Below are 22,983 nucleotides of genomic sequence, written 5' to 3'. Positions count from 1 at the left end.
GCCTCTCTGATTTTAAAATCAAAGAGGTTTTTGGTATTTAGTCGCTTAACTTAATACCATTGAGTGCCTAAGCACTCTTCTAAACACGTTTACCATTCACTACTTTATAGTAAGTTCCTTTATTGTTCACCTGGGCATAACCAGAATAATTCCAATCTAATACACCATGATCAATATAGTAATAACCACCTGCATGATAGGCTAAACCTGTATAGTTCCAATCAAGAACACCGCCTCTAATACAATACCATGTACCAAAGTACTGGAATAAATCAGTATAGTTCCAGTTTAGCTTACCATTTTCTACATAATACCAAGTGTTATAGTATTTAGTTAGATTAGTGAAATTCCAATCTAGCTGTCCATTCACAACCATATACCATGTACCATAATACTTTGTTAGACCTGTATAATCCCAATTGATTCTACCATGGTCTACATAATACCAAGTACCACAATGTTGTGTTAAACCTGTATAATTCCAATCAAGAACACCATTCTTTACATAGTACCAAGTACCAAAGTAATAAGTAACATCATTGAATTTCCAGTCTAACTGTCCATTCACTACCATATACCATGTACTATAGTACTTTGTTAGACCCGTATAGTTCCAATTAAGAATACTATTCTCAACATAGTACCATCTACCTTCATACTGAACTAAACCAGTATAATCAGTCTTTAATTTACCTTTTTCTAATAAGAACCATGTTCCATCAACATATGTTAAACCATTCTTATTCGTATCAAGAGAGCCTTTACGAATGTAGTATAAAACACCATCTGTTTTACATGCACCTGTATAGTTCCAGTTAATCTGACCTTTTTCAACATAGAAGTAGCCACCACAATGTTCTACTACACCTGTATAAGTCCAGTCAATTGTACCATTCTCTACAAAGTACCATCCACCACAATGATAAATAACATCCCTTGTTTCTTCGTTCAAGCGACCTTTATCAATATAATACCAAGTACCATCAATATAGACTACATCAGTTAGCTTTGTATCTACAGTCCCATTCTGTACATAATACTTTTCACCTTCATACTCAGCGAGTCCTTTAAATTCTTTGTTTACTTCTCCATCTGAATAATAGACAAAATGGTTATTTTCATACATAAGTCCTGACTTTGGTGTAACTGTTGGATCATCTTTATCTCCTGGTTTTACTGCATTACCATAATGAACAGGTTTCCAACCATTAAGTACTGTTTTAATTGCACTATTAGCGTCTGTATCAATATAATCAGCTACAGCTTCTGCAGTCTGATTGGCAGCCAAGCAGAATTTACCATTTGTAACAAATGGTGTTTCACCTGATAAGTTACCATATTCTTTAAATACTGCTGTTTGACCATCTCCAGCACTCATTTCTCTCCATCCTTCAGCATTAATGAGGCCATTAGTCTGAGTCTGGATAAATGTACTATTTGAAGAAGCGCCCCATGTTCTACCATAGTATCCTACAACACCTGTGCCAACACCATCTGTTGTAACATTACAATTTCTAAATACATATGGGCTTGTCTTAGCGGCTGTAATATAACCAACTTTTGCATTGTTAGAAGCATCATCCTTATATGTCTTCCACTGCAATTCACAATTATCAAATACTGCTGAGAATTCACCACAGATATAGTCAACATTACCGCCAATCACACAATTATTAAAATATGTATGATAATTGCAGTTTTTTGAACCATTTCTACCTAATGTATCCTGTGATGAAAGAATCTTACAGTTATAGCATTCAATATTATCTGCATCAATATAGAATGCGTTAGATCTTTCTTTATAAGCATACTTTGTTACATCAGCATTTGGCGCAAGTCTATTTACTGAAAGTGTAGAACCTGCAATATCAGTTTTTTCTGCTTCTGTAAGTTCATAGTTGTATGTATTCTTGAATGTTGTATCTTCAGCAATGAAGTTATTACCTTTTACAATAAATACACCACCCCAAAGATTAGCATTTGCTTCAGCATATGAATACTTGTCTCTTGCCAGTACTTCATTATAAAGTCCTGTTGCAGGATCAACTGAATAATATAATGTACCAACACCATAATACCATGAAACAGTATGACCATTACCTTTAAGTGTTACGTATGGTGCATTCATAACTGTCTGTTCAGATAAATCAGAAGTAAGATTAATTGTAACTCTTCCTGCTTCTCCTTCTGGTCTATTCTGCATATGTAAAATAGCTTCTGATGCTTTGTTTAATGAATCATAATCTCCAGGAACGCTGATTTCACTCTTGAACGGAATAGCTTCAGCTCCTTTTTCTGGAAGTTCAACATAAACTTCGTTTACTGTTGTACCTTCTGCCTTAACAGAAACTCTATCAGATGTCACACCACCATTAGTTGTTTCAACTTGTGTTTTATATTCACCTGGTTTTAATAAGCATGTATATGTGCTACCTGTGATTGTAGCTGTATACTTTAAACCATTAAACATATTTTCAAATGTTAATTCTTTAACAGTACCTGCAGGTGTACCTGTAATAGTACCTTTGACAGTTGCATCTGGTACATCATAAAGAGATACAACTAGTGTATTAGCTGTTGCTGTAAATGTATAACTGTCACCAACAAGTGCTTTTACACTCGTATCGTTTGTTGATAGTCTATATGTATGTCCTTCAAGAAGGTTTACATTAGCACCATCGACTAACTTAACTGAACGATTGCTTAGTTCAGTATCTACTGCTTTAATTTCAAAAGAATCATATAAGTTAGCATTTACATTGTTGAACTTAACCGGCACACTGACAGTCTTATCTACAACATACTTATAACCTGCATAGAATAAGTTATCAGTTGCACTTGTAGTAGACATAACATATGTATGTCCTGGAGCGACTGCAAATGAATATGAAGTAACTCCCTTTTCAGTTAATAATATGAAGTAACTCCCTTTTCAGTTAATGTAGAGCCTACCTTAGAACCATCTCCTGAATTAAAATCATATACTCTTAAAGATGATACAGAATTAAAATAAACTGTCATCATACCCTTAGCAGCTGGAGTGAACTTAGTTAATGTTCCATCTCCTGCTTGAGGAATAGTTGACATGTTATCGCTACTTGCATGTCTCTTACCTGCTGTATAGCTGTTATATTCCTTGCCATTCACTTTAACTGTTTTACCAGTTTTTGCAGTATACTGTGTACTACCTTGTCCTACTAAAGTTAGAACACTGTCACCATATTTATAATCACCTGTTGCAACAACACCTTTCTTAGCGATGTTATCAAGCATCATAGTGAAGTTTTCTGCCTTGCCTTCTTTCGCATAGTTAGAAACTGTCACTGAATGAAGATATGCTTCAGCATTTGCAGAACATGTGATAGTAAGTGTAGTGGCATCTCCGCTATAAGATACCTTTTCACCTGCGCCATCCTGTGTACCCTTGCCAGATGTAGAACCGATTTCTTTACCCGCTTCATCTGTCACTGTAAATGCTGTCGCATTACCATAACCACAAAGACCTAATTGGATATCCGCATTTCCAGCAACTTTCACTTCGATTTTATCTCCGTTATATAATGCTGCACCATGCTGTCCATCATGCCAGTACGCTTTGTCAGTATCTGACACTACCTTGAATATACCATCATCAGACGTATATCCATTGAGCTTTGTTACACCCGAAAGTGTAGTAAAGTTCAAGGTATAGCTATGCCCTGCTTCGGGCACATTTGCTGCTTCTACGTTAGTTCTTACACCCGGTGCAAACTGAAGTAATCCTTCTGTAAGCACTGTAGTAAGTAAAAACGCAAGAAACTTTTTTACTTTTTGGCTTGTTCCCATTTCTTTCCTCCCTTGTAAAAATTTAGATAGTGCAAAATCTCAATAGCGCATTCATACACTACCCCTTTTATATAAACAGTAAAATATATACTGGTTATACCATTCCCCAATATTTGTCTCGTAAATTCTAAGGTCAATATAATTTTTACCTAGGTGAACTAATAGTACAAATAAAAACGTGTGCACCTATAGTCATTAATTCCCAATTCACCATTAATAAAAATATTCAACTGCCTTAAAATAATACTGTACCATGCACACTGTACTTGCTATTCATAATATTCCTTATTCACAAATTCTTGCAATTATATTTTCTAAAAAGACATTAATATGCACTAAATTTCATAATAGAAGGAAAAAAATCTCAAAGAAAAGAGGCTGTAACGGATAAATAACTCATTATAGTTTCATAAAAAGCAAAAGACGGACTGAGGTCCGTCTTTTGTGGTATATTTTATTTGCTATGATACACCAACAAGATTATACGGCATATCAGACATATGCGCTACTAGATTTTAATATTTCTTTTGAAAAAGATATACCTGCTGATGATATTTTAAGAGCTGTGATTGAAGTTACGGAAAGGATAGATATAAATAAGTTTGTTGACTTCACTCATAGAAATTCTCACGGGTATGATGGTCTCATGATGCTCAGACTGCTTCTGCTTGCTTTTGCGGATAATGGTTATGCATCTACAAGAAAGCTTGCAGAACTATGCAGAACTGACATCAGATATATGTTCATCGCACAGAATCAGAAGCCTTCTCATCAGGCATTTCAGAGATTCATCCATGATGATCTCATTATGTCCGTTGAAGAGATATTCTATGAAATGAATAGAATCATGGAGGATGAACTTCCTATCGATACAGATATATTATGCATTGACGGTACTAAGTATGAAGCCAATGCCAACAAGAACACATTCATATGGAGAAAAAATACTGTCAGACATAGGGAAAGACAGTGGAAGAAGTGTAATGATACTATCAAGAGAATCAATAAGTTCTTTAAGGAACAGAATATCAACTGCAGATACTCCATTCTTAGAGAGCCTAATATTGATTATCTATTGAGAGTTACAGATAAAATAGAGATTTACATGAAGGACAATGGAATAGAGTTCGTTCATGGAAAAGGATGCAGAAAGAGCGAGATTCAGAAGCTTTATGATGAGCTAGCGAAAGAAGCGATGAAACTTTTTGAATATGCACTGCATTTTGATATGCTTGGTGACAGAAACAGTTGTTCCAAGACAGACCCTGATGCAACATTCATGCACATGAAGTATGACTATTATAATCATACTAACGTTTTCAAGCCTGGATACAATGTCCAGGTAGGCGTGAGTGATGGCTTCATCAGAAACATTTACGTAAGCAGTGACTGTTCTGATATTCAGACATATATTCCCTTCATGGAGAAGTATAAGCTTATGTATGGCAAGCTTCCTTTAAAGACACCTGCTGATGCAGGTTATGGTAGCTATGATAACTATATGTACTGCAGGGAAAACGGTATTGAGCTGTTTATGAAGTATCCAGGATATTATGAAGAATCGAAGAAGACAAATGATAAGAATAGATTCAGAGTTTCTCATTTTGAGAGAACAGAAGATGGTGGGTATATATGTCCTGCTGGTCATGAGTTCGAGGTGGATAAGGTAACTACTGATACAAGGGGCGTATATGCACGTAGTAATATAAAACTAATAAATCATCACTGTGAAGGCTGTCCATTCAGATCAAGATGCACTAAATCCAGAATTGGAAGAAGCATAAACTACTGCAAGGAACTTGATGAGTTTCATAAGGAAGTAAGAAAAAATGTCACCAGTGAAGAAGGAAAGAAGCTCATGTTCAAGAGAGATAATGAAGCAGAAGGAACTTTTGGTGATCTTAAGGAGAATATGGGTTATGACAGACTCTACAGAAGAGGACATGACAATGTTCAGATGGAGATCTACCTTGTTTCAATGGGGCATAATATCAGGAAATACCAGAAACTGAAGAAGAAAATCAAGGAAACAGAAGAAAACCAGATGAAACAGGTCGAGGAGATGCTCAGATTGTTTATCTGCTGATAAAAATTTTTTTAAGAATTGAGCAGGTTCTTTTTAAGTGTGTCTGAAATATGAAAAGGTTATTCACCATGCAATTAATGTGGACCCCGAGTCAAGGACATTAAATAAAAAGGCGCTTAAAAATGATTAGAAATAAAGATATCCTCTAGGTGTAATTAACCAGGAGGATATTTTTATGTGTAAACTATGTAAATATGTAATTATTAAAGATGGAGTTTTATGTGTATTGGAAACAGATAGAATGAAGGAAGTCATAAGAAATGAACTTGGTGTATTTGACTACCGAGATTATATATTTGATGATGATCCATCAGTCTATCTTCTTGTAAAGGATTTAAGTGTATATGATACTGGTCATACTATTGTTTACAGATCATTTCCAGATGATGCTGACGGTTATTTTAATGGCACTGTTATATTCACTAAGATGGATGATTTTGGCTTTGCATCATTAAGTAATAATGATATAGATATAATCAGAAGTCATTTACGCAGACTACCTGATGGACTGTTTGAAATGAGTTATTCTTTGAAGGATAGCTACTAATTTCTCGAGCGTTGAGTTTCTATCAAGATTATTTCTTATCTGTCTGAATTTTTCCTTATATTCATCAGGCTCCTTTGCGACATGAATTAGTGGGTATTCACCAGTTATATAATATTCAAAATATTCATTTGGTGAAAGTTTGGCCAGATTGTACTGATAACGATCATTGTTGTAATAAACCATATAGGAATCTATTATTTCCTTTAGTTCTTCATATGAGCAGGCATTCTCTGTATATCTACCTATCTCATCTTTCATATGTCCGAAGAAGGATTCCTGGGGAGCGTTGTCCCAGCAGTTTCCTCTTCTTGACATTGACTGTCTGATTTCCAGGCTCTTGAGTAAGTCAATAAACTTGACACTTGTATAATGCACACCCTGATCACTGTGTATCAAAGCATCAGTGTGAATATTATGCTTATGTTTACTGTAAAGCTGATTGATTGTCTCCAGGACAAAGTCTACTTCTAAAGACGGTGATAATACATATGCAAGAATCTGCTTTGTAAATCCATCCTTTATCACCGATAGATAGGCTTTAGATCTTTTGTGACCGTAGAATAGATAAGTAATATCTGTTTCAAGCACATATCCAGGACCATATTCCTCGAAGTGTCTGTTTAGAATATTATCTGCATAATTTGATGTTTTCATTGCCTTAGCCATTCTTCTTGCAGGATTGGCTTTTCTTATTGGACAGAATAGTCCGTATTTCTTCATCAGTCTTGAAATCTTTTTATGGTTCATCACAATGCCCATGTGAAGAAGACGCATATGAATACCACGTCTGCCCTTGTCATATCCTTTGAACCTGTATGCTTCTAAAATCAGTTCAAAATCCTTACGGTCTTGTTCTTCTTTTTCGCTTATGGAACCTTTTCGTTTCTTCCATGAATAGAACCCACTTCTTGAAACACCTGCAGTATCACATAATGCTGAGACACTCAGATTATTACTAGGTGATTCAAGAGTTCTATCTATCATTTTATATTTTTCTCTTATTGTTTGCCCTTCTGCAGTTTTAATATTTGCTTTCTGTTGATAAATCTCACTCTTTTTAAAAAATCGTTCTCCTGCTGGAGAATTTTATTTTTCTGCTTAAGCCTTTCTAGCTGTTCCTCAATGGTAAGATTCTTTGTAGAAGGTCTTCCGGATTTTGTGCCTCTGGTATCCTTGAATCCTTCTTCCCTTGCTGCTTCTTTCCTTACACGATCTGTGAACTTGAGAGTTCGACTAGATTCTAACATATGAGGATCAAATCCATACTTTCTAAATATGTTTCCAGGCATCATGCCTTTCTGTAAATCAATCCAGAAGAGTTCTTTGAATTTTTCTGAATAGGTTATGCTTTTGATAGATACTTTCTTTACATATGGATTCTTTTCGAGTTCCTTTACTTGTTCATCACTAAAATAGTTTACTCCCATAATAACACCACCATTCTATAATCATTATACTATGCAAAATAAAAACCCTGTAAAACAGGGTCACGAAATAAATATCCTTTTTTATCGTGTCCTTTTTACAGGGTCCATTTTAAATAGTGAATAACCTTTTTAGGTGGCAATATACGAAAAAGAGCTGTAACGCTCAAGGTAGTAGTAAATACTATCTATTCGTTACAGCCCCCTTCAACAGACTGTAATTTGTAACACCTATTAGAGTTTTATTTCATAGCCAAACTCATGCAGTACAAATCCATCATCAAATGCTTCATCATATACACCGTCAGCTTTTAAAAATCCGTTTTTTTCATATAGTTGAGTAGCTGGTATATTTACATCTACTACAAAAAGTCTTAGGTATTCAGCACCAAAAGTTTTAGCCACTTCCTTTGCTTTATCAAGCATTAGACCACCTATCCCTTTTTTCAAATATTTACCATTGACACCTAATCGATCAATGTAAAAAGCTTCTGCGTGATTTTCTTTCCATTTAACTGCATTTTCTCCTGTGTTTGTTTTACACAAAACAAAAGCTGACACTATTTCGCCATTATTAAGTAAAACATAGAGTTGATTATTTTTTATATCTTCTTCAAAAAATTCGCAAGGATAAATGTCATCCCAAATTTGAATATCCTGTTCATCCATGTTTTTAATAATTTGTTTATACACATCTTTTAACTGTAGCAAATCCTGCATACCAGCTAATCTAAAATCCATTTTATCACCCCATCAAATTCAAAGTTACCTAACAGTTACCCCTTCATGAACCTATATAAGTCCATGTCTCGCCATTGTCCTTTGACTCAAACAGAATCGCATCCGATTCTCCGGCTGCACTCAAAACCCGGATTGTGAAGATATCACCTTCTTTTTCAGGCATCTCACAATAAGAATAATCATCCAATGTAAGACCGTATTCTTGTGCGGTCTTTGGAAGCTCTGTTACAGTATCCATCGGGAGCTGCACGGCAGTAAATGTTAGACCACCATCTCTTGTAAGGTAAAGTGTCGAATGTGTCTGGGATGCTCCTGACAAGCCCGCAACACCGAAATTGCCATCATAGAAAATTAGTCCTTCCGCTACGCCTCCATTTCCCTGAAATGGATCTGTGCTAGCTGTTTCCCAGTTGGTTCCACCGTCTGTGGTATGTTCTAATTGATAAAATCTACTTCCAGCTGCTGCATCTACAACAGCTAAGCGCCAACCCTGATTTCCATCTAAAAAGAAGTACATAGAACCATCGGACGAATCTGTTGTCCATGCATCTTCCTTCTTTGCTTCCTCAATCTGTGCGTCTTCCTCTGCTGCACTTATCATATCAGGACTGATATACTCTGGATTACTTATATAGCGCACAGGCATAGTTCCATCCTGTTCCGGCATATGCAAAGACACCTCAAATCCAAGTACTTCTCCTCCACTTTGCAGTTGTGAAAGTACACCTTCTTCTCCATCCACAATGACTAAACCTTCCGCAGTTGAAAAAGATCTTCTTCCATAATACAGAATTTCATACTGCTGCGCTTCATAAAGAGAAGCCCATGCCGCTACACGTTCTTTGTAATCCGCTGTTTTTAAAATTTGAAGCATCGGATTCAACTGCATATCGCTGTTGTAATTCGTATTCGCCTCCCCATCAACCCAGACAGTAATTTTTTCGTTCTTTGCTTTGTCATATGAAATCAGGTAAGTTTTTGTCGTTCCTTTCTCATCTTTTCCGTATAAAAAGGTATCAAGCTTGCTAATTTCTCCATGTTCATCAAATGACAGTGTAAAACTTTTTGTAATATAGAGTTTCTCAGGCAGATCAAGCGCCTTGTCCAAATCTGTAAAAATCCCTTCTACTCCGTCCTCGAGGAAATTGGTATGAACAAAATCGATCTCTTTTTTGTGTAGGAACTCATCGATTTCCCAAGAAAGCCTCCCATTATAAGGAATCGCAGCGTAAACAATACGCACACCAAAATACCCAGTAACAAGCAGTACTACTATGATTTCTGCTATAAAGAGTGCATTCTTTTTGCCCTTTATTTCCTTCTCTCGCTTCTTCCTACCTGAACACAACAAGAGAACCGCACAAATTATGCCCCCGACGACTGCAAGAAGCAGTATTGGCAGGTTTCTCCTTACGCCTCCATACTGGCATATCTTCCATGCCTGATATAAAAACAGAAAATAAAATGCAATTCCTATTTTTCCGATAAATGCATGAATTGTTTTCAATTTTATCCTCCTCATATATTTCCTATTTTATCACTCATACAACTTCTAATTTTTCAGTTCGCAAGCTGAAAGTTGTATGGGTACTTTCTATCTTTGGATTTTACATAATTAATAAAAGTACCTACTACTAATCCAACCTGAGAAATAATTTTTCCTATCAGTATTAGGTCAAATTGTGGCATATTAATTTTATCAAAACTAATCATATTTGCGGTGCTAAAAGTCGCATACTCCGCAAGCATATACATAATGCCAAATACAATCGAAAAAAAACATTTCCACCTTCCCATGTAATTATTTTTTCCAATCAGCAGAGAAATCACAAATGTTGCAACCGGAAGAGGCACCCACTGAAACATAATGCTATATCCCATTGAGTCAGTCCCACTGATAAAAAAAACAAAACGTTATAAATGAAATCGCCTAAATTCCGAGATAAGTTGCAAACAAAATAATCATAAACCGTTTATTTTTACTTCTTACCGTATTGGTACTTTCTTCAAGATAATCAGACATAGACTTTTCCTCCTTTAACAGATGATCAAGACTAATGTTATATAAGTCACTCATTTTAATGATACTCACAATGTCAGGGTATTTTCTTTATTAAAAAGAAATGATAAACCAATATTGAGAAAAAAACCTCTTTTCAAAGAATATGGTTGGAATTCAATCTGTGTTAAATAATAGCCATTATCATCATAATAAACTCTAGATGTTCCCTTTTGGAATACTTCTTCAGGAAAAATATCTTTGCATTTCTTTTTGATAATATTATTGATTATTTTATCATCTACCGTATCAAAATTGCCTCACCAGATTCTTTTTTATTGCTCTGTCATTCATCCCATCTACTGGGATTTACATTTTGACATTATTTAACAATAGTTGAGTCAATTCTTCTAACTCACCAGTAGACAAATCATTTTTATCTATCAAAATTATTTTATTATCTCTGCGTTTAACATATATATACTGTTCCATAGTACCGTACTCTTTAAATGCAGTCCAATAATTTTTGCTATATCCAATCTGAGAAATTATTTCTATCCCTTCAGCGTCAAAATGATACTCTACGATTCCAGTACGAAAAGACTTATCTAAGCGTAACTCCGCTTTTTTCAATACAAATTTTTGAAAAGACTTTGCATTGAACGCAAGAAGCAGACTAACTATTCCAATCACCATATAGACATACCCAAAAATATCAGAATTTATAATTAAAAATATGCCACTAAAAATAATAACAATACCCAAAATAATCAGAAGCGGAACAGCTATCTTACGCTTACGAACATTTCCTTTACTTTCCAAAGCAATGTTAATTGCAGCTTCTTTTTTTTCATCACTTAAATTCATACAATATTTAACCATAAAATTACCACCTTTACTTTTCACAGTTCTATAAATTCCGATTTTTCTAACAAAAACATACAAACATACCAACATATAGTCCAATTAATACAGCTACTATTCCTGCAATAAGTGACATAACAGCTGCAACAATGTCTTCCTTATTACTTTTATCATATCAAATTTTGACTAGGTCACCTTCTCTAAATTGGCGATATGTCGTTCCAAAATTAATTTCTATGGTTATAATTTCATAATCAACTTCATATTCATAATTGTAAAAGTAAGCACTTCTTCTATTTATTCTCATAGCACTTACACTTACTATTTTTCCTTTTGTATAGGTCAAACATCTACGCTTTTTTTATTTGGATTTAATGTAAACATATCCCTGTCTTGCAAACAAACTACATATAGAAAAAACATTAAAGAAAAAACTATTCCATAAATAATTGTTTGGCTTAAACTCATTTTACCGCCATCCATAAAACTCCCAATTTTCAAATCACAAACTGCACAATATAAGATGCAAGTATGGCAGCTACAGCCACAAATACAAGACCTTTTCCTTTATAACTAAAAAATATTGCAACTAGAATACCTGCACATGATTCTACTAAATTAGGCGTAGAATTAAAGACACCTGGGAAAGTCAACGCCCCTAGTACTGCATAAGGCAGGTAATAAAGAGCTGAATTGATGAACTTAGATGTAATCTTCTTTCTAAAGAAAGTAAGAGGAAGAAAACGAGGTAGATAAGTAAAAAGTGCCATCACTAAGACAGCTAGTATCTGATATCTTGTCATGCTTCATCCTCCCTTGGAAATAACCAGGCACCCATACATGTTGCAATAAGTGTTGCACTAATCAAGCGTACTCCAGTACTCATAACATTAAATAATGGCACATAAGTAAAGAGTGTATGGACTCCAATAGAAATGAGAACCACTATAGTTACTGGCATTGACTCCTTCATTGCTGGGACAATAAGAGCTAAGAACATACCGTATAAGGCAATTCCCATAGCCCCCTGCAAGGCTAAAGGCAATAAGCCCATAATGAATTCTCCCGCAAGAGTCCCTCCGACCCATCCTATAATAGGTGTTAGGATAAAACCTAGCATAAACTTAAATGTGAGTTTACCAGGTTGCAGACTGGCTAACGCAAATGTTTCATCTGTAATTCCAAAAGAGATGATCATACGTTCAGCTGTATTCATCTTCTCATCAATCTTCTGCGATAAAGAAAGACTCATCAAGAAATATCTAAAATTGATCAATAATAGTGTTATTGCGATTTCTAGATAAGTACTATCAGATAAAATCAATTGTACTCCTGCAAACTGTCCTGAACTTGTTAAGTTTGTAAGAGATATAAAAGTGGCCAAGCCAAGAGGCAAGCCACTTGATACACATAATACTCCAAAAGAAAAGGCAACTGGAAAGTAACCAAGTGCAATTGGAATACTTCTCTTCATTCCTTTCATTATTTCATTCATATTTCATCACCACGAGTATCATATCATAAATAAATTCGCTAAGTTTATGAAAAATGTTGCTACTAGATCATTAAATTTAACTTAACGCCTATTTTTCTACTTTATAGCCACCTAACTCAAATCATCATTTCTCGAACAGTTGTAAAATGATCTTAAAAGGTCAGGTGAGTGCTATGATAACTGAAAACCAGGTAAAAAACTATTTAAGATCTAAGGATAAGGATTATGTAAATAAACTTATCGAATCATTATATGAACAGGATGATGAAGACATTGATCCATCTCATAAGGCATGCCCTATATGTGGTTCAGTCCATTTCAAGAAGAATGGAAAAGATAAGAACAGACATCAGAGATATATCTGTCTTGACTGTCACAAGTCTTTTAGTGATAGAACCAACACCTTATTCTACTGGTCTCATTTTACTTTGGACCAGTGGCTTCACTTCATTGAACTGGAACTATATAAAATGCCTCTAGAGGGTGAGGCTCAAGTCTTAGAGACAAGCAAGACGACCTGCTTCTATATGCGTCATAAACTTTATCATGCAGCATCTGAAATCATGGGTCATCAGAAATTATCTGGTGAAGTTGAAATAGATACACAGTATAAAAGTATAAACCTAAAGGGAACACGTCCTCAAAATATGCCTAGATACTCAAAGAAAAGAGGTAAACAGGCTGCATATAGAGGAATATCTCATCACAAGGTTGCCATTGTCTGTGCTACAGATGAAAATGATCATATGATGATGCAGGTATCAGGTCTTGGAAGTGAGTCATTCGATAAATATAAAGCGAATAAAGACTACTTTAAGGATGTGGAAGAGTTCATATCAGATTCAAAGGCAAGCATACAGCAGTTTGCCAACTATCTTGAAGCAGTAAACAATAAGATAAAGACATCTCCTTTAGAGAAGAGATATCTTACTGATGATGGTAAATCATTAGGAGCTGTCAATGAGATGATGACAGAAGTAAGCTCAATGATACAGACAACAAGAGGCGTTGGCACCAGATACATACAAGGTTATCTAGATTTCCTGCTTCTTAAGAAGCAGGCTAAGTATACATTCAAGAGAAAGGAAATGGCATCTGAGATTCTAAGAATGATGATGGATACTGAGGCTTTCAGTAATGAAATGGTAAGAGCTACACCTATGCCTATTTCACTTAAGGAAGCATATTACGAATATCGTTATGGTATATTCGCTGAATAAGATTACTCAAAGCAACAATTTTCTTAAATTGAGCGAATAAATTTAAAATAGATGTTCTATTATGAAATTTCTGATTTCTTCTCGATCATCGCATACAGTATAGAATGGCTTACGACAATCAAGTCGCTGAATATCCACTGTACGTAAATCAGTCAACTGCATTCTTGAATGGGTAATCAGTCCATGATCATCTATAACAGTCAGATCTTTTTCAAAATGAGGATTCAATGGTGATGATTCTTTTTTTATGGATGTACAAGGTATGATCAGCATCTTATAACCTAGATCTTTCACGATATAGCACCAATGGCCATCCATCAGTTCTTTAGGAAACCCCCTGCCAATATTAAAATAAGCCATCTGATGTTCCTTAGGACGCTTATGAACATGATAATAAGTGTCTGAAGGAGAACCATCCTTCACTAAAGAACAATAAAAATAAGATAACTGACTTGTCTGATGCAGTAAAGAACGTGAATACTTCTCAGCATCATATAAGCCACTCTCATCAAGTTTATTCAAATAATTTTTGAGTTCTTCAATATTCCCTTCTAAATCTTCTTTCATATAAATATCCCTCCTACTCTTATATATACTTTTAAATTTTCTATTTTTCTCTGTAATTTGTATATAAAGTTTTATATCGTTTTCATATTTTTAAAATATCAATATTATTGATTGATTTATCACATATCAAGCATATAATAGTCACAGTTAAGATAAAGTGATATTAAAAAAAGCGCCAGGACTTGTATAAGTTGACGAGGACTAGATTAATCGAACTATTCGGCGGATGGTCTAGAGGCATAGTACTGCCTAAACGATGAACAAAAACACTGAGCAATCAGCCAACAGATTTCATCAGGTACTCCTTTGTTTTAACGTTTTTATTCCACAAAACAAGGAGGACAAGATTATGTGTGGTATTACAGCTTATTGCGGCAATGGTGAAGCCCTACCTTTTTTAATGCAGGGGCTTGCTAAACTTGAATACAGAGGATATGACTCTGCAGGTGTAACAGTGTTAAATAACACTCTTACAACTGTTAAGTGTAAAGGTCGTTTAAAGAACCTAGAAGAAAAGCTAAAAAATCATGATATGACTGGTCATGTAGGTATTGGTCATACAAGATGGGCAACTCATGGTGTGCCTTCTAACTTGAATTCACATCCTCATACAAATCCAGATAATACTCTTTCTATTGTACACAACGGTATTATTGAAAACTATAGAGAATTAAAAGATATTTTGCTAGAAAAGGGTTATTCATTCCAAAGTGAAACAGATTCAGAAGTTGTTGTTATGTGTTTGGACTATTTCTATGAAGGAGATCTTCTAGAAGCAGTAAAGAAAACATTAAACTGTATTGATGGAAGTTATGCGCTTTGTATTGTTTCTACAGAACATCCTGATGAAGTAGTTGTAGCTAAAAAGGCTAGTCCACTCGTTATTGGACGTACTGAAGATGCAAGTGTTGCAGCCAGTGATATTCCTGCTTTACTTGCTTATACTAAAGATGTTTATTTCCTAGATGATTTAGAAATGGCTGTATTAAAGAAAGACAGCATTACTTTCTATAATAAAGATGGTGAAGAAATCACCAAAGAAATGACTACTATTCCTTATGATATGGAAGCGGCTCAGAAGAATGGTTACGATACATATATGTTAAAGGAAATCAATGAACAGCCTCATGTGATCCAGGAAACATTAAGAGGTCGTATTTTCAAGGATTCTATTGTTTTAGATGAATTAAAAGATGTTGATTTTAATAAATTCAATAAGGTTTATTATGTTGCATGTGGTACTGCTTATCATGCTGGATTATGTGGAGCTTCTATTCTAGAACGTGCCACTCGTCTACCAGTTCTTACACAGGTAGCCAGTGAATTCCGTTATAATGATCCAATTATTGATGAAAAGACTTTATGTATCTTTGTATCTCAGTCTGGTGAAACAGCTGATACTCTTGCTGCATTAAAGCTTGCTAATGAAAAAGGCTGTACAACAATTGCAGTCACTAATGTATTAGGTTCAACTATTTCTAGAGATGCGCAGTATACACTTTATACTTGTGCTGGTCCTGAGATTGCAGTTGCTTCTACAAAAGCTTATACAACCCAGTTAGTATTACTTACACTTATTGCCTTATATATTGCCAATAAGAGAGACAATGCAATTAATACTGATCTCATGGAACAGTTAAATAATCTTCCAGAATATGTTTCTAAGTTACTTGAAGATGAAAAGACATTCGAAAGCTATGCTAAGCTATTAAAAGAAAAACATGACTGCTACTTTATCGGAAGAAGTCTAGATTATGCCAGCGTGCTAGAAGGTGCTTTAAAGCTTAAAGAAGTATCTTATGTACATGCTGATGCTTATATTGCCGGTGAATTAAAACATGGTCCTATTGCCTTAATTGAACCTGGAACTGTAGTCATTGCAGTTGCCACTCAGCCTCATGTTGCCGCAAAGACTATCTCTAATATTCAGGAAACAATTGCGAGAGGTGCTGAAGTCGTTCTATTTACTGTTGAAGGACAAGAAGTCAGCGGTGTAGAAAACACTTATTATCTTCCTAATATTCATCCTTTATTACAGAGTGTACTTGTTGCTATCCCATTACAGTTAATCGCATACCATACAGCATGTATTAAAGGCTGTGATGTTGATAAACCTCGTAACCTTGCTAAATCAGTGACTGTAGAATAACGAATAACGAATAACGAACGGAGAACTACGTTCGTTTTTTCTTCACATCAATAATAAAAAAATGTATAATATCTCGTAGGGGTGATAATGTGGAAGAATCAAAAGTAAAAGATTTAACGGCTTATAAGAACCGTTTCGAAGAGGATGCCTCTTCATTCAGCGAATTCCAGGCACGTGATTTCGTTAAAGAATTAAAGAATCAGGGTAAGACTGATGAAGCTATTGAAGTAGGAAGAACATTCCTTGAAATGGCACCAGAATTAAAAGGATATATCAATTATTTTGGCTATGCTCTTTATAATAAGTATATCAACATCAGCGATGAAGAAATTTCTAAGAACAAAAGTTTATTCTATGGTATCCTAGAAGAAATCGCAAAATATTGTAAACAGGAGAGATATTCTCCACTTGAAGCTGCAGTCAATAAGGCTATTAAGCATGTATTAAAGGCTAATCCAGTAGACTATAAGAAGTTATCTGAATTATTAGACTATTTAGATGCACCTACTCTAGAAGATAAACCATTTGTTAATAAAGATGGTAAAGAATTCGAAAGTAAGAAAGAAAAATGGTATCGTATGAAAGTACGTGCATTATATGAACTTGAATCATATAGAGCATGTGTTGAAACTGCGAACATTGCTTTCACTTACAACTTAAAGTGGCATTATAATAACCTTAACTGGGTTAAATATTATCGTGCAAGCTCTCTAGTTGAACTTGGACGTTATGAAGAAGCTGAAAATGAATTCATCGCTTTACAGGGTCATTTCAATGCAGTAGATTCATTTGAAATCCTTTATAAGCTTTATATGAATACAAATCGTGAAGATGATGCTTATACACTTCTAGTTGATAAGTTCTTCAAGGGTGGATTCGATTACAAGAATATCGAAGATTATAAGAAGATTTCAGCAATGGCAAAGGCTAAGGGTCAGGATAAGGCTCATGCACTTGCAGAATGCCTCATTAAGAAGCTAGAAGAAGAAAATGGTAAGACTTATGAAGCAGATGTTGATTTAACTGATTATGCTGATTTAACTGCCAGCGATGCATTTGATCGTGTATATAGTGAAGTCATCTATCATCTTGAAAACTACATTACTCGTCATGAAGGCAAAGTTGTATTCTACAACCATGATAAGAATTTTGGTAGTATCTTCCAGGATGGTGAAGAAAACTTATTCTTCAGACAGGCTGATTTCCTTGATGATGAAGAAGTTGAAAAGTATGACGTTGTTGAATACAGCGTAATTAAGACTTATGATAGAAAACGTCAGCAGATGAGTTCTAAGGCTGTCCTTTTAAAAGTTCTTTACGAAGAAATCAACTACTAAGAGCAGATTATTCTGCTCTTTTTTCTTGTATTCCTTTTTGTTTTTTCCCTAACTTTTAAAAGTTTTGTTTGACTTTTCCTTAATATTTCTATATTATATTTTTATATTATAAAAACAGAGAAATGACATAGTAAAGAAATGTGAGGCATAAGAGATATGATGGCTGGTGCGAATCATACGCAGACATTCTTGAATTCACCATGGAGTTGGAAGTACAAAATACTTCCCGGGTTGCCCGTTATCGCTATTTAGTGAGGTTAGTCTATGACTAATGAACTAGAGGTGGTACCGCGATAATTCGCCCTCTTGGGGTGAATTTTTTTGTTTTTAGGGGAAAGAAAAAAGGGAGGAATCTATTATGAAGAAATTTGTATGTGGTTTAATGGCAGTTGGTCTTGCATTAACTGGCTGTGGTAGTCAGTCTAGTACAAAAGATAAGGCTGATGTCAAGATTGGAGTCATCCAATATATGCAGCATGATGCATTGGATGCATCCTATAAGGGATTTAAGGATACTCTTGTAAAAGCAGGCTATAAGGCTTCTAATATTACTTTAAAGAATGCCAGTGGTGAAAACTCTAACTGTGAAACTATTGCAGAAAGCTTAGTGAATGATGGAAATGATTTGATTTACGCAATTGCAACTCCTGCAGCTCAGGCTGTTGTAAAGAAGACTAAAGATATTCCAGTTGTTGTATCTGCCGTTACTGATCCAGCTGGTAGTAAATTAGTTAAATCAAATAAGAAACCTGGTGGAAATGTAACTGGGGCAAGTGATTTAACACCTGTTAAAGAACAGATTAAATTATTAAAACAGATTATGCCTAACGCAAAGACTGTTGCTGTTATGTATGCAGGTAATGAATCTAACTCTGAAATTCAGGGTAAGATGGCTGTCAAAGAAATCAAAGCTCAGGGTATGACACCATTAATTAAGACTGTTTCTGAATCTAATGAAATCCAGTCAGTCACTGATTCTATTGTAGGTAAAGCAGATGCTTTATATATTCCAACGGATAACCTACTTGCTTCTAATATCCCAGCAGTTGTAAAAGTGACTGATCAGGCTAAAATCCCTGTTATTGTTGGTGAAGAAGGTATGTGTACTAAGGGTGGTTTAGCTACTTATGGTATTGATTATTATAACTTAGGTAGTATTGCCGGTAAACAGGCTATTAAGATCCTAACTGGTAAAGGTAATCCAGCAACTATGCCTATTGAATACTTAAAAGCGAGCGACTGTAAATTAAAGGTCAATAAAGCTCAGATGGAAAAGCTTGGTATTAAAGTACCACAGGAAGTATTAGATAAGGCTGAACTTATTTAAGGAGTGAAAGAGAATGTCTTTATTTTTAGCATTACAAAGTGCGACTTATCAGGGTGTCCTATGGGGCATTATGGCAGTTGGTGTTTATATTACATTTCGTCTATTAGATATTGCAGATATGACATGTGATGGTTCTTTCGCAACAGGAAGTGCTGTATGTGCTGTTATTCTTACAAATCATGGTAATCCAATTATTGCAATTCTTGCAGCAACTCTTGCAGGAGCACTTGCTGGATTTGTGACTGGTTTATTACATACTAAATGTAAGATTCCTGCTATCCTTGCTGGTATCCTTGCACAGTTAGGCTTATATTCAATCAACTTACGTATTATGGGTAAATCAAACATCCCATTATTACAAACAGAAAGCTTATATGACTGGGGACCAATGGTTGGTTTAACTGTTTCACAGTCTACACTTATTGTAGGTGTTATTGCAGTAGCTATTGTCATTGCCATTCTCTATTGGTTCTTTGGAACTGAATTAGGTAATGCATTACGTGCTACTGGTAATAATGAACAGATGGTAAGAGCTGTTGGTGTCAATACTGATTATACTAAGCTACTTGGTTTAGTGATTTCAAATGCCTTAATCGCCTTAAGTGGTGCCATGGTTGGTCAGTCAGTTGGTTATGGCGATGTCAAGATCGGTATGGGTGCAATCGTTATGGGTCTTGCGTCTATCGTTATTGGTGAAGTCATCTTTGGTCGTTATGGTAGTTTCTTAAAGAGACTGATTGCGATTATTGTTGGTTCAATTATTTATCGTATTATTATCGCCGTTGTTATCCAGTTAGGTTTATCAACTGATGACTTAAAGCTACTCACTGCATTTATTGTAGCTCTCGCATTAACTATTCCAGTATTAATGGCTAATAGAAAACAGACTGCAAACTATAAGAAACTTACAAAAGAGGTGGATGAGAAAAATGCTTAAGATTGAACATGTATCAAAAACATTTAACCTTGGCACTATTAATGAGAAGAAGGCCTTGATTGATATTAATCTTCAATTAGATGATGGAGATTTCGTTACTGTTATTGGTGGTAACGGTGCTGGTAAATCCACTTTAATGAATATGATTGCAGGTGTTTATCCTATTGATTGTGGTCATATTAAACTAGATGATAAAGATATTTCTTTGTATCCAGAATATAAACGTGCAGGTCTTATTGGTCGTGTATTCCAGGATCCTATGATGGGTACTGCAGCTGATATGCAGATTGATGAAAACCTTGCCATGGCTAAAAGACGTGGTCAGAAGCGTACTTTAAAGTGGGGTATCAAGAAAGAAGAAAAGAAGTTGTATTATGACCTCTTAAAGACCTTAAATTTAGGCCTAGAAGAGAGAATGACAAGTAAGGTAGGTTTATTATCAGGTGGACAAAGACAGGCTCTTACACTGTTAATGGCGACTGTCACAAAGCCTAAGATTCTCTTACTTGATGAACATACAGCCGCTCTTGATCCGGCAACGAGTGCTAAGGTATTACTTTTGACTAATAAGATTGTCACTGAGCAGAAATTAACTGCAATGATGGTTACTCATGATATGCAGCAGGCTATCGATGTAGGAAATAGATTGATCATGATGTACAATGGTCAAATCATCTATGATGTAAAAGGTGAAGAAAAAAAGAAATTAACTGTTCCTTTCCTACTTAAGAAGTTTGAAGAAGCAAGTGGCAGTGAATTTGTGAATGACAGAATGTTGTTGAAATAAAAACTAAGGGAAAGGCTATTGAGGCCTTTCCCTTTGATTATGCTGTATCTTCTTTTTTTAATAATTCCATTGCAAGAGATGCTCTTTGTACATATGTTATTCTATTAGTTATAAGCTGATAACCATAGGTGCAATAAACTTGAATTTATCTCTTTATATTTTCGTCAGCATACGAATATACCTTATTCCAAAATGCGTCATAATCATTATTAAGAGCAAGTTTTGAATAGCAAATATCTGCCTCTTCTTGTGAAGGTTTCTCCTCAAAAGCAATTAGTGCTTCTGCTTCTTCAATCAATCCCATATCAGTCAATGCATCAACAATATTCTCATAAGATTTAAAATCTAAACCATTCATAGCTAATTCCGTATCATAATCAATGACTGCTATGATATTTCTAATCCAAGAGGGTAATTTATCTAACTCACTTCTTATTTCTGGATATTCATAAATATCTGCCATTGCTTGAACAAAGTCCTCACCATTACTAATTTCTGATAATGCATCATCTATAAAACTCATCTATAATCACCCCTCCGTAAACTCCGATTTGTTATTACCATGATATTATATTTTTTCTTCATTTACAATTACATAAGTTTAATATACTGTCATTCAGTTTAAATTTTATCTAAAGAAACGACAGAAAATCCCTACCTCATTGTTTCACACTATCTTCCTTTACTAAAAAAATAGTATTAACCAATTAGTGAAAGAAATAATGGCGTAATTAATTTCATACAATCCAGAAATAGTTTTTCATCTATAGTTGTATTGCCAACATAAGAAAAGAAGCCTCCTGATTAGTTAAATAATTAGGAGGCTTCTTTTTATACTATTAATATTTAATATCTACAATTTCAACATCATAAGGTTTTGCAACACCGACTGTTACAACATCACCAATCTTATGAGTCATTAATGCTTTCGCAAGTGGAGATTCATTAGAAATCTTACCATGTAATGGATCAGTTTCTGTAGAACCTAAGATTGTAAATGTATCAGGTTCAGGATTTTCTTCAGATAAATCAAGAACTGTTACAGTAGCGCCTAAGTTTACAACATGAGTATCTACCTTAACATCAGAACCAATGATAACTGCATTCTGCATCATTACTTCTAATTCTTTGATTCTTTCTTCAATACGAGCCTGTTTATCTCTTGCTGCATCGTAGTCAGCATTTTCTGATAAGTCACCCTGGCTTCTTGCAAGCTTAATTTCTTCAATGACAGCTGGTCTTTCAACGTTAATAAGGTTTTCTCTTTCAGCTTTTAGCTTTTCAAAACCTTCTCTACTAATTTGCACTTTTTTATCCATTTCTTTCACCTCATATACGTAAATCTGACTACTCCCACGGGTGAGCCCGTGGGGTTCTTACTATCAAGTTTAGCTTATAATCGTACATCATTTTCAGACTTTGGAATACAAGTTTAAGTCTATTTAAGTAAGAACTTTTATTACCAAGCAGTCCAACGACCACATTAACGGTAAATTTCTATCTTATGATAAGGAAGTGTAATCAATCTTCCTGATGTTTATTTTATACTATTTTGATTCCACTATTCAATACTTTGATTCTATTAATCTTAATTCTTTTAATTATGTGGCTTTCATCCCATAGACAAGCCTATGGTTTTTTCGCCACTAATTAATAACATACTTATTTTAATTAGACA

At 34.9% G+C, this 22,983-nt stretch carries 21 protein-coding genes and 1 other annotated feature; of the genes, 8 read left to right on the top strand and 13 right to left on the bottom strand.

Annotated features, from left to right (window positions below):
• Positions 1–79 precede the first annotated feature (79 nt).
• Together NQ499_RS04245 and NQ499_RS04240 are read right to left on the bottom strand one after the other, a co-directional pair.
• On the bottom strand, positions 80–2,851 hold the full coding sequence (locus tag NQ499_RS04245) for a pectinesterase family protein (RefSeq protein WP_006506929.1): 2,772 nt from the start codon (positions 2,849–2,851) through the stop codon (positions 80–82).
• Between the two features lie 56 nt (positions 2,852–2,907).
• On the bottom strand, positions 2,908–3,825 hold the full coding sequence (locus NQ499_RS04240) for a hypothetical protein (RefSeq protein WP_006506930.1): 918 nt from the start codon (positions 3,823–3,825) through the stop codon (positions 2,908–2,910).
• A gap of 442 nt (positions 3,826–4,267) precedes the next feature.
• Here NQ499_RS04240 and NQ499_RS04235 point away from each other — a divergent pair, with 442 nt between their 5' ends.
• Positions 4,268–5,911, top strand: coding sequence for an IS1182 family transposase (locus NQ499_RS04235; RefSeq protein WP_259848614.1), 1,644 nt, complete (start codon positions 4,268–4,270; stop codon positions 5,909–5,911).
• A gap of 175 nt (positions 5,912–6,086) precedes the next feature.
• The gene (locus NQ499_RS04230) at positions 6,087–6,458 is read left to right on the top strand and encodes a hypothetical protein (RefSeq protein ID WP_006507025.1); all 372 of its coding nucleotides are present in this window, start codon (positions 6,087–6,089) and stop codon (positions 6,456–6,458) included.
• Here NQ499_RS04230 and NQ499_RS04225 read toward each other — a convergent pair.
• The 8 genes from NQ499_RS04225 to NQ499_RS04190 all read right to left on the bottom strand — a co-directional run bounded on the left by NQ499_RS04225 (position 6,408) and on the right by NQ499_RS04190 (position 12,981).
• Complete coding sequence (locus NQ499_RS04225; RefSeq protein ID WP_006507026.1) at positions 6,408–7,442, bottom strand: IS3 family transposase; 1,035 nt, start codon at positions 7,440–7,442, stop codon at positions 6,408–6,410. The two genes, NQ499_RS04230 and NQ499_RS04225, sit on opposite strands and share 51 nt — an antisense overlap.
• A gap of 14 nt (positions 7,443–7,456) precedes the next feature.
• A complete protein-coding gene (locus NQ499_RS04220) occupies positions 7,457–7,885 on the bottom strand; it encodes an HTH domain-containing protein (RefSeq protein ID WP_259848613.1) in 429 nt (142 codons plus the stop codon).
• Between the two features lie 231 nt (positions 7,886–8,116).
• Complete coding sequence (locus NQ499_RS04215) at positions 8,117–8,623, bottom strand: GNAT family N-acetyltransferase (RefSeq protein WP_006507163.1); 507 nt, start codon at positions 8,621–8,623, stop codon at positions 8,117–8,119.
• 43 nt (positions 8,624–8,666) lie between these two features.
• A complete protein-coding gene (locus tag NQ499_RS04210; protein WP_040390275.1) occupies positions 8,667–10,130 on the bottom strand; it encodes a WD40/YVTN/BNR-like repeat-containing protein in 1,464 nt (487 codons plus the stop codon).
• A gap of 53 nt (positions 10,131–10,183) precedes the next feature.
• Positions 10,184–10,489 (bottom strand): hypothetical protein, encoded by a 306-nt coding sequence (locus tag NQ499_RS04205; RefSeq protein ID WP_202898498.1) that lies wholly within the window; start codon positions 10,487–10,489, stop codon positions 10,184–10,186.
• 502 nt (positions 10,490–10,991) lie between these two features.
• On the bottom strand, positions 10,992–11,504 hold the full coding sequence (locus tag NQ499_RS04200; RefSeq protein ID WP_040390276.1) for a YcxB family protein: 513 nt from the start codon (positions 11,502–11,504) through the stop codon (positions 10,992–10,994).
• 479 nt (positions 11,505–11,983) lie between these two features.
• Entirely contained in the window at positions 11,984–12,289 is a 306-nt protein-coding gene (locus tag NQ499_RS04195; protein WP_006507169.1) for an AzlD domain-containing protein, read from the bottom strand.
• Positions 12,286–12,981: an AzlC family ABC transporter permease gene (locus tag NQ499_RS04190; protein WP_006507170.1), complete on the bottom strand. Its 696-nt coding sequence runs from the start codon at positions 12,979–12,981 to the stop codon at positions 12,286–12,288. Before NQ499_RS04190 ends, NQ499_RS04195 begins: the two co-directional genes overlap by 4 nt.
• Before the next feature lie 173 nt (positions 12,982–13,154).
• Between NQ499_RS04190 and NQ499_RS04185 the strand changes: the two genes are divergently transcribed.
• Positions 13,155–14,201 carry an IS1/IS1595 family N-terminal zinc-binding domain-containing protein gene (locus NQ499_RS04185; RefSeq protein ID WP_040389582.1) on the top strand — a complete coding sequence of 349 codons (1,047 nt, stop codon included), beginning with the start codon at positions 13,155–13,157 and terminating at the stop codon, positions 14,199–14,201.
• Positions 14,202–14,243: 42 nt separating this feature from the next.
• Here the strand turns inward: NQ499_RS04185 and NQ499_RS04180 are convergent, their stop codons facing one another.
• Positions 14,244–14,768: a hypothetical protein gene (locus tag NQ499_RS04180; protein WP_006506247.1), complete on the bottom strand. Its 525-nt coding sequence runs from the start codon at positions 14,766–14,768 to the stop codon at positions 14,244–14,246.
• 349 nt (positions 14,769–15,117) lie between these two features.
• Between NQ499_RS04180 and glmS the strand changes: the two genes are divergently transcribed.
• The 5 genes from glmS (at position 15,118) to NQ499_RS04155 (ending at position 21,305) form a co-directional block, all read left to right on the top strand.
• The gene (glmS, locus tag NQ499_RS04175; RefSeq protein ID WP_040390035.1) at positions 15,118–16,917 is read left to right on the top strand and encodes a glutamine--fructose-6-phosphate transaminase (isomerizing); all 1,800 of its coding nucleotides are present in this window, start codon (positions 15,118–15,120) and stop codon (positions 16,915–16,917) included.
• Positions 16,918–17,006: 89 nt separating this feature from the next.
• Complete coding sequence (locus NQ499_RS04170) at positions 17,007–18,254, top strand: hypothetical protein (RefSeq protein WP_006506249.1); 1,248 nt, start codon at positions 17,007–17,009, stop codon at positions 18,252–18,254.
• A gap of 108 nt (positions 18,255–18,362) precedes the next feature.
• Positions 18,363–18,563 (top strand) — a binding site (T-box leader).
• Between the two features lie 49 nt (positions 18,564–18,612).
• A complete protein-coding gene (locus NQ499_RS04165; RefSeq protein ID WP_006506250.1) occupies positions 18,613–19,581 on the top strand; it encodes an ABC transporter substrate-binding protein in 969 nt (322 codons plus the stop codon).
• 13 nt (positions 19,582–19,594) lie between these two features.
• Positions 19,595–20,518, top strand: coding sequence for an ABC transporter permease (locus NQ499_RS04160; RefSeq protein WP_006506251.1), 924 nt, complete (start codon positions 19,595–19,597; stop codon positions 20,516–20,518).
• Entirely contained in the window at positions 20,511–21,305 is a 795-nt protein-coding gene (locus tag NQ499_RS04155; protein WP_022425417.1) for an ABC transporter ATP-binding protein, read from the top strand. The genes NQ499_RS04160 and NQ499_RS04155 overlap by 8 nt, the downstream gene beginning before the upstream one ends.
• A gap of 145 nt (positions 21,306–21,450) precedes the next feature.
• Here NQ499_RS04155 and NQ499_RS04150 read toward each other — a convergent pair whose 3' ends face one another.
• Together NQ499_RS04150 and greA are read right to left on the bottom strand one after the other, a co-directional pair.
• Positions 21,451–21,828, bottom strand: a complete 378-nt coding sequence (locus tag NQ499_RS04150) for a hypothetical protein (protein ID WP_006506253.1) — start codon at positions 21,826–21,828, stop codon at positions 21,451–21,453.
• A gap of 316 nt (positions 21,829–22,144) precedes the next feature.
• Positions 22,145–22,624 (bottom strand): transcription elongation factor GreA, encoded by a 480-nt coding sequence (gene greA, locus NQ499_RS04145; protein WP_022425416.1) that lies wholly within the window; start codon positions 22,622–22,624, stop codon positions 22,145–22,147.
• Positions 22,625–22,983: the final 359 nt, after the last annotated feature.

Origin of the sequence: Catenibacterium mitsuokai (assembly GCF_025148785.1) — a bacterium.
GTDB lineage: Bacteria > Bacillota_I > Bacilli_A > Erysipelotrichales > Coprobacillaceae > Catenibacterium > Catenibacterium mitsuoka.
Note: the sequence above shows the minus strand (reverse complement) of the source record. Positions and strands in the feature narration are given on the sequence as shown.

Bases quoted from the DNA above. Each gene is read 5' to 3' on its own strand.
- NQ499_RS04220 (WP_259848613.1), bottom strand. From the start codon at position 7,885: ATGGGAGTAAACTATTTTAGTGATGAACAAGTAAAGGAACTCGAAAAG.
- NQ499_RS04230 (WP_006507025.1), top strand. From the start codon at position 6,087: ATGTGTAAACTATGTAAATATGTAATTATTAAAGATGGAGTTTTATGT.
- NQ499_RS04190 (WP_006507170.1), bottom strand. From the start codon at position 12,981: ATGAATGAAATAATGAAAGGAATGAAGAGAAGTATTCCAATTGCACTT.
- NQ499_RS04180 (WP_006506247.1), bottom strand. From the start codon at position 14,768: ATGAAAGAAGATTTAGAAGGGAATATTGAAGAACTCAAAAATTATTTG.
- greA (WP_022425416.1), bottom strand. From the start codon at position 22,624: ATGGATAAAAAAGTGCAAATTAGTAGAGAAGGTTTTGAAAAGCTAAAA.
- NQ499_RS04185 (WP_040389582.1), top strand. From the start codon at position 13,155: ATGATAACTGAAAACCAGGTAAAAAACTATTTAAGATCTAAGGATAAG.
- NQ499_RS04245 (WP_006506929.1), bottom strand. From the start codon at position 2,851: ATGTCTACTACAAGTGCAACTGATAACTTATTCTATGCAGGTTATAAG.
- NQ499_RS04215 (WP_006507163.1), bottom strand. From the start codon at position 8,623: ATGGATTTTAGATTAGCTGGTATGCAGGATTTGCTACAGTTAAAAGAT.
- NQ499_RS04205 (WP_202898498.1), bottom strand. From the start codon at position 10,489: ATGTTTCAGTGGGTGCCTCTTCCGGTTGCAACATTTGTGATTTCTCTG.
- NQ499_RS04225 (WP_006507026.1), bottom strand. From the start codon at position 7,442: ATGATAGATAGAACTCTTGAATCACCTAGTAATAATCTGAGTGTCTCA.
- NQ499_RS04150 (WP_006506253.1), bottom strand. From the start codon at position 21,828: ATGAGTTTTATAGATGATGCATTATCAGAAATTAGTAATGGTGAGGAC.
- NQ499_RS04155 (WP_022425417.1), top strand. From the start codon at position 20,511: ATGCTTAAGATTGAACATGTATCAAAAACATTTAACCTTGGCACTATT.
- NQ499_RS04200 (WP_040390276.1), bottom strand. From the start codon at position 11,504: ATGGTTAAATATTGTATGAATTTAAGTGATGAAAAAAAAGAAGCTGCA.
- glmS (WP_040390035.1), top strand. From the start codon at position 15,118: ATGTGTGGTATTACAGCTTATTGCGGCAATGGTGAAGCCCTACCTTTT.
- NQ499_RS04160 (WP_006506251.1), top strand. From the start codon at position 19,595: ATGTCTTTATTTTTAGCATTACAAAGTGCGACTTATCAGGGTGTCCTA.
- NQ499_RS04195 (WP_006507169.1), bottom strand. From the start codon at position 12,289: ATGACAAGATATCAGATACTAGCTGTCTTAGTGATGGCACTTTTTACT.
- NQ499_RS04240 (WP_006506930.1), bottom strand. From the start codon at position 3,825: ATGGGAACAAGCCAAAAAGTAAAAAAGTTTCTTGCGTTTTTACTTACT.
- NQ499_RS04165 (WP_006506250.1), top strand. From the start codon at position 18,613: ATGAAGAAATTTGTATGTGGTTTAATGGCAGTTGGTCTTGCATTAACT.